This window comes from Cyclonatronum sp. (assembly GCF_022565315.1).
In the GTDB taxonomy this organism is placed as follows: domain Bacteria; phylum Bacteroidota; class Rhodothermia; order Balneolales; family Cyclonatronaceae; genus Cyclonatronum.
Map to the genome: position 1 here is coordinate 1 of NZ_JAIUMX010000156.1, position 6,830 is coordinate 6,830.

6 protein-coding genes are annotated in these 6,830 nt (G+C 51.2%); all 6 read right to left on the reverse strand.

Annotated elements, in window-relative coordinates; all coding sequences use genetic code 11:
- Window positions 1-340: 340 nt before the first annotated feature.
- Window positions 341-1,204, reverse strand: coding sequence for a glucose-1-phosphate thymidylyltransferase RfbA (gene rfbA, locus LAT75_RS14785; protein ID WP_291483464.1), 864 nt, complete (start codon window positions 1,202-1,204; stop codon window positions 341-343).
- Between the two features lie 435 nt (window positions 1,205-1,639).
- Window positions 1,640-2,434, reverse strand: a complete 795-nt coding sequence (gene cysQ, locus LAT75_RS14790) for a 3'(2'),5'-bisphosphate nucleotidase CysQ (RefSeq protein ID WP_291483466.1) — start codon at window positions 2,432-2,434, stop codon at window positions 1,640-1,642.
- A 465-nt stretch (window positions 2,435-2,899) separates the two neighbouring features.
- Complete coding sequence (locus LAT75_RS14795; RefSeq protein WP_291483468.1) at window positions 2,900-3,886, reverse strand: UDP-glucuronic acid decarboxylase family protein; 987 nt, start codon at window positions 3,884-3,886, stop codon at window positions 2,900-2,902.
- Window positions 3,887-4,154: 268 nt separating this feature from the next.
- Window positions 4,155-5,540 carry a UDP-glucose 6-dehydrogenase gene (locus LAT75_RS14800; protein ID WP_291483470.1) on the reverse strand — a complete coding sequence of 462 codons (1,386 nt, stop codon included), beginning with the start codon at window positions 5,538-5,540 and terminating at the stop codon, window positions 4,155-4,157.
- A 273-nt stretch (window positions 5,541-5,813) separates the two neighbouring features.
- The gene (locus LAT75_RS14805; protein ID WP_291483472.1) at window positions 5,814-6,341 is read right to left on the reverse strand and encodes a winged helix-turn-helix domain-containing protein; all 528 of its coding nucleotides are present in this window, start codon (window positions 6,339-6,341) and stop codon (window positions 5,814-5,816) included.
- Window positions 6,342-6,441: 100 nt separating this feature from the next.
- Window positions 6,442-6,830, reverse strand: a 389-nt coding sequence (locus LAT75_RS14810; RefSeq protein WP_291483474.1) for a four helix bundle protein, incomplete at its 5' end; no start/stop codon positions are given.

Consider the following 6,830-nt stretch of genomic DNA (forward strand, 5'->3'; position numbering starts at 1 on the left):
CCGGTTTCTGAGTCTTCGATACGCTCCCACTAACTGATAAGCGTTCGATATGACATGAGCGGGCGTTGAGTATTTAGTAAGTCCCGAAAATCCCGAGACCCGCGACCAGAGACCAGAGACCCAAGACCAGAGACCCAAGACCCGCGACCCGAAACTAACTTCGGGGATATCTCACATGATGCTTCGAAAAACATCCTGCTTCCCCGGTTTCTGAGTCTTCGATACGCTCCCACTAACTGATAAGCGTTCGATATGACATGAGCGGGCTTTGAGTATTTAGTAAGTCCCGAAAATTCCGCGACCCGCGACCCGCGACCCGAGACCCAAGACCCGAGACCTTTTAAACCAGCAACCCCTTCAGATACGCCCCATACTGACTCTTCTTCAGCTCCTCCGCACTTGCCAGCAGCTGTTCATCGGTGATCCATTTCTTGCGCCAGGCGATTTCTTCGAGGCAGGCGATCTTGAGCGTTTGTCGCCGTTCGATAATTTCCACAAATTGTGAAGCTTCCAGCATCGCTTCGTGCGTGCCCGTATCGAGCCAGGCAAAGCCACGCCCCATCACCTTCACGTTCAGGGCACCCATCTCCAGATAGGCATTGTTCACTGAGGTAATCTCCAGCTCCCCCCGGTGCGAAGGCTTCACGTTTTTGGCAATGTCAATCACCCGGTTGTCATACATGTAAAGACCCGTTACCGCGAGATTGCTCTTTGGTTTCTCCGGCTTTTCTTCTATGGAAACTGCCCTGCCGCCGGGACCCATTTCCACAACGCCAAAGCGCTCCGGGTCAGCGACCTGATACCCGAATACCGTTGCACCGCTGAGGCCTTCACGTGCTTCCCTAAGCAGCTGACCAAAATGATTCCCGTAAAAAATATTATCCCCCAAAATCAGGCACACATCATCATCCCCGATAAAGGTCTCCCCGATGATAAACGCCTGTGCCAGCCCGTCAGGACTCGGCTGCACCGCGTATTCAATCTGAATGCCCCAGACCGAGCCGTCGCCGAGCAGATGCTTAAACAGCGCCTGCTCATGCGGGGTTGTGATAATCAGCACCTCACGGATCCCGGCCAGCATCAGCACCGACAGCGGGTAATAAATCATCGGCTTATCATACACCGGGCAAAGCTGCTTCGAAATCGCCTTGGTTACAGGATACAAACGCGTGCCGGTTCCACCGGCGAGAATAATACCTTTCATAAGAAATAAAGATTTAGGATACAAAGAGGTAAGGGCAATCAAACGGATAATTTGCTTCAAAGTAGGCATTAAATGCCCGAAATTTCAACCGAAAATACCGGAAACAAAAAAAGGGCCGGAGCCCTTTTTACAGTATGTCAGTGTTTCAGTATGTCAGTGTGTCGCAGGTTTGTAGTTTCGGGTTTCTGGGTTGTTTTTTTCATAACTCGAAGCCCATGATCAGCGAGATCCTTCGACTCCGCTGCGCTACGCTCAGGATGACAGGATTCCGTTATAGCAAACGGCGCGGCATGCCGCGCCGGGTTGTAAATCATCACTTTGTCATCCGGAGCGAAGCTGTAGCGCAGCGGAAGCGTAGTCGAAGGATCCCGTAATTACAGCAACTCAGTGCCCGAATATCCGGCCAAAGCCGTTCACTCCGCGTGCCCTCAGCCGTCACAGCCCCTGAATAACACCTACCCAGTGCTTGCCTCCCTCCCCTACGGTGATGAGGCCGGGATTCAGCAAATCTTCCTTGTTATACATCAGCGGGGCGCCGGATTCTGTGAACACGTGTCCGCCGGCTTCCTCTACGATGGCCTGTGCGGCAGCCGTGTCCCATTCATAGGTTGGAACATCGCGCAAATAAAGGTTCGCAATGCCCTCGGCTACCATGCAGAACTTGAGCGAGCTGCCCATGCTTTTGGTCTGCGCATGCGGAAATTCTTCAAACAGCCGCTTCACCTTAGGCCCTGCGTGATCTTTACTTGCTACCACCGTAAGCCCCCACTCCTTTTTATACTCGCGATGCGCACGTATCTGCTGAGGTTCCTCTTCGCGCTCCTGCTTAAAGGCACCCTTGCCGCGCGCAGCATAGTACAGCAGCCGCTCTGCCGGAACGTAAATCACACCAAGTACCGGATTCCCTTCCTCTATCAGGGCAATGTTGACCGTAAAGTGACCGGTTTTTTTGATGAACTCCTTAGTGCCGTCCACCGGATCAACACAAAAGAAGCGCCGCCAGTACCTGCGCGCTTCATAAGGAATCTCAGCGCCTTCCTCCGATAGCAGCGGAATATCCGGAAACAGCCGCCCCAGCTCCTTTGCAATAATCGCATGGGAAACCCGGTCAGCCACCGTAAGCGGCGACTGATCCGACTTCCAGTCCACATCCGAAGGAACGGGTTTGTGATACTCTTCCAAAACAGCCGCTCCGGCTTTTTTGGCTATTTCAATAATCTGCTCAAGCATAAAAATAATCAGTATGTCAGTATGTCAGTGTGTCAGTGTGTCGCGGGTTTTTGGGCTATCGGCGGTAACCTTAGCGCCCTTCGCGACACCCTTTGCGTCCTTCGCGGTAAAACACAAAGCGATTGCTCATTTCCGCCATCTACCGTCCACGGTCAAAAAATGAACTTTCCATCCTGCGTGTCTCGAAAGGGCGCGGGGCTTTGGTCCACGGAAATTCAGGCCGGAACAGCGAGATCCTTCGGCTCCGCTGCGCTTCGCTCAGGATGACAGGATTCAGGTAAAGCAAACGGCGCGGCTTGCCGCGCCGGGTTGTAAATCATCACTTTGTCATCCTGAGCGAAGCTGTAGCGCAGCGGAAGCGTAGTCGAAGGATCCCGTAATTTCAGCAACTAAGTGCCCGAATAATCCGCACAACCCGCGTGCCATAACCCGCGATCCGCCGTCCGCGGTCCCCGGTCGAACCATCTACTTCTTAATATACTTCTCGAACTTATTATGCTCTACCCGGAACAGCTTTTCCTTCGGCAGCTTTTTGAACGATTCATACGTAATTTTCAGGCCTTCCTCCCGGCTCACCTTCGGCTCCCAGCCGAGGACCTTGCGGGCCAGGCTGATATCCGGGCGGCGCTGCTTGGGGTCATCAACCGGCAGGTCTTTGTACACCACCTTCTGATCGGTGCCGGTCAGTTTGATGATTTCCTCTGCAAACTCACCGATCGAAATCTCATCCGGGTTGCCGATGTTCACCGGCTCGGCATAGTCGCTCATGAGCAGGCGGTAGATGCCTTCCACCAGATCATCCACATAGCAGAAAGAGCGCGTTTGTGAGCCGTCTCCAAAGATGGTAATGTCCTCGCCCCGCAGTGCCTGACCAATAAAGGCCGGCAGCACGCGGCCGTCATTCATCCGCATGCGCGGTCCGTAGGTGTTGAAAATCCGCACAATGCGGGTCTCCACCCCGTGATAGCGGTGATACGCCATAGTCATGGCTTCCTGAAACCGCTTGGCCTCATCATACACCCCGCGCGGACCAACCGGGTTCACATTGCCCCAGTAGTCTTCCGTCTGCGGATGCACCGTAGGGTCGCCGTACACTTCGGAGGTTGAAGCAATAATAATTCTCGCCTGCTTCTCTTTCGCAAGCCCCAGCAGGTGATGAATCGCAAGCGAACCCACCTTCAGGGTCTGAATCGGGATCTTGAGATAATCAATCGGGCTCGCAGGAGATGCAAAATGCAGAATGTAATCGAGCTCGCCGGAAACATGCACAAACTTCGTAACATCATACTGCACAAACTCAAACTGATCATGCCCCATCAGATGCGCGATATTATCCATATCACCCGTGATCAGATTATCCATCCCGATCACATACATCCCCTCCTTAATAAAGCGATCCGACAAATGCGACCCCAAAAAACCAGCCGCCCCGGTAATCAGTACTCTTTTCATGAAACACAGCTCCTATAGATAATAAATTTATGGAATAACAAACCTACCAATTCAGCCGCCCTGCTTTTCACCGCAAAGGACACCAAGGGTACCACAAAGCAAGCAAACCTAAACAAAAGGCCAGATTTAGAAAGAAGGAAAAAGGAAAAAGGAAAAAGGATAAACCAGAAACCAAAAACCAGAAACCCCAAACCCCCAGCCGTCAGCCGTCAGCATCCCCAAAAAACCGACACACTGACATACTGACATACTGACACACTGAAAAAACCTACTTCCCTTTACCCAACGTATAAACCTCAAACCCAATCTCACCCAGTTTCTTCGGGTCCAGAATCAGGCGGCCGTCAAACAGGAAGGCCGGTTTTTTCATATTGTCGAAAATGCGCTGCCAGTCAAGGGTTTTGAACTCATCCCACTCGGTCATAATCGCAATGGCATGGGCATCTTTGCAGGCCTCGTATGCATCTTCACAAAGGGTAAGCCGCTTTTTGTTCACGTCCATCGGGCGGGTTTCCAGCTCCTCCATATCCATATACATGCGGTCTTCTGGAACCTGCGGATCATACACAGCAATATTGGCTTCATCCTGTAACAGCTGATCAGCTACGTAGATCGCAGCAGACTCACGCGTATCGTTGGTGTCCTTCTTGAAGGCCCATCCCAGGAAAGCGATCTTCTTGCCGGAGACGGTGTTGAAGAGGGTTGAAATAATCTTGGAGCCGAAGCGGGTTTTCTGATAGTCGTTCATGACGACGACCTGCTCCCAGTAGCGGGCCACTTCGTGCAGACCAAAAAACTCGCAGAGATATACCAGGTTCAGAATGTCCTTCTGAAAACAGGAGCCGCCAAAACCGACCGAAGATTTCAGGAACTTGGGACCAATACGGGAATCTGTTCCGATGGCGTGCGCCACTTCTTCCACATCCGCGCCCGTTGCCTCGCAAAGGGCCGAGATGGCGTTGATGCTGCTGATACGCTGTGCCAGGAAGGCGTTGGCCGTAAGCTTGGAAAGCTCAGATGACCAGATGTTGGTCGTGAGAATGCGCTCCCGCGGGATCCAGGCATTGTAAACCTTCACCAGCTGATCAATAGCAGCAAGGCCCGCCTCATCCTGATCACCGCCAATCAGTACGCGATCCGGTTTCATCAGATCGTCAATAGCCGTTCCCTCTGCCAGAAACTCAGGGTTGGAAAGCACCTGAAACTTAACGCCGGAACCGGTCGATTTCAGAATTTTCTTGATGGACTGCGCCGTACGTACCGGCAGGGTCGATTTTTCAACTACGATTTTATCATTTTCAGAATACTCGGCAATCTGACGCGCACACAGCTCCACGTATTTAAGATCAGCCGCGCGTCCTTTCCCGATACCATACTTCTTGGTAGGGGTGTTTACGGAAATAAAAATCATATCCGCTTCCTTAATCGCGCCCTTCACATCCGTAGAGAAGAACAGGTTCTTGCCGCGCGCCTCTTTTACTACTTCATACAGGCCCGGTTCATAAATCGGAAGCTCATCACTCATCCAGGCATCAATCCGCGCCTGATTGATGTCCACAATGTGAAACTTGATATCGGGATTTTTCAGTGCCATAACAGCCATCGTAGGCCCGCCAACATAGCCGGCCCCGATGCAGGTAATTGTTTTAATCATAATTAAGGTAAGTCTTGTTAATACTATTTAAGGGAAATAATGAAAATCAAACATCCGCAGTAATACTTAATTTAAAATAATGCGAAGCAGGGGGAATGGCAATTGGAAATTGGCTTTTAGCTTTTAGCTGTTGGCTGTTGGCTGCGGATTGCCTTAGCGTTCTTCGCGACATCCTTCGCGTTTTTCGCGGTAATTTTCAACGCAAAGGGCACAAAGGGTAACGCGAAGACCGCAACGTTAAATAACCTAAACCAACAGTCTGCCCCCCTTCCATCATGGTGCATAGACAAGTATCGGATGCCGGAACTTTTCCTTTTCTGCTTCGAAGGTTTCAGGGCTGAATACTTCCGCGCTGATTTTGCGGTGTATGAGCTTCTCCACCTTTCCGGACAGCTCCTGCAGCAGATTAAGATCTACCTTGCGGCCTACAATCACAAGCTCAATGGTGCCGGAGTCAATGCCTTTGGCATAGTCGCCTATGACGAGAGCTTTGTCGATATCCCCGAGCTTGCGCACGATATCCTGAGCGATTTTATCGAGTCCCAGGAATTTGCTGATAATCTGTCGGATATCGGGAAAGAGCGGGTGCTTTTCGTTGGCGCTGTACTTAATGGTACGCCCGTCAGGCTCGCTGAGCAGCAGCTTCGCCTCCGAAAGCCGGTTCAGCTCAACCCGTACGGAGTTGGTTGACTCACCGAACTCCTCTGCTATTTCCCGCAGATAGGCTTTGGTATGCGGATTGCTGAAAAACTTAACCAGCAGTCTGATACGGGTTTTCGATGTAATTAAAGGATCAAGCATGGACACAAGGCAAGGGAATGGGACGGCGGACCGCAGACAGGGGACCGCAGGTGGGTTTTTGGACGGCGGTCAGCGGTTCGTCTTCCGCGGTCCAACAAACTCATTTCTTGTCGAGATAAGCTTTAAACGCCTGAAGCTTTCTAAACAATAGATTTATATGGGTATTGAGATTTACAACAGAACCTGCATCTGAGAAATAGGCTCTTCTTTCTGCGAGTTTCAGACAGGCAACCACCTCTATCAAAGATCGAATGGCATAGCCAATAAACTTAGCCTGCTCTTTATCACTCATAGATGTAGAACCCTCGGCAATATTCAACGACACAGATGTTGAAGCACGTATGATCTGCGCATGCAGATTATACCGCTCAACAGCAGGCAGGTTGCCTGCCAGCTCATAAACCAAATCATTCAGCACAAGTGAAAGCTCCCAAACTTCGAGCTTTTCAAATTTAAAAGACATTTTGTAAAAGGATGGACGGCGGACCG

Excerpts from the sequence above, each read along its gene's own strand:
- cysQ (WP_291483466.1), bottom strand. The coding sequence starts at position 2,434 with ATGCTTGAGCAGATTATTGAAATAGCCAAAAAAGCCGGAGCGGCTGTT.
- LAT75_RS14805 (WP_291483472.1), bottom strand. The coding sequence starts at position 6,341 with ATGCTTGATCCTTTAATTACATCGAAAACCCGTATCAGACTGCTGGTT.
- LAT75_RS14795 (WP_291483468.1), bottom strand. The coding sequence starts at position 3,886 with ATGAAAAGAGTACTGATTACCGGGGCGGCTGGTTTTTTGGGGTCGCAT.
- rfbA (WP_291483464.1), bottom strand. The coding sequence starts at position 1,204 with ATGAAAGGTATTATTCTCGCCGGTGGAACCGGCACGCGTTTGTATCCT.
- LAT75_RS14800 (WP_291483470.1), bottom strand. The coding sequence starts at position 5,540 with ATGATTAAAACAATTACCTGCATCGGGGCCGGCTATGTTGGCGGGCCT.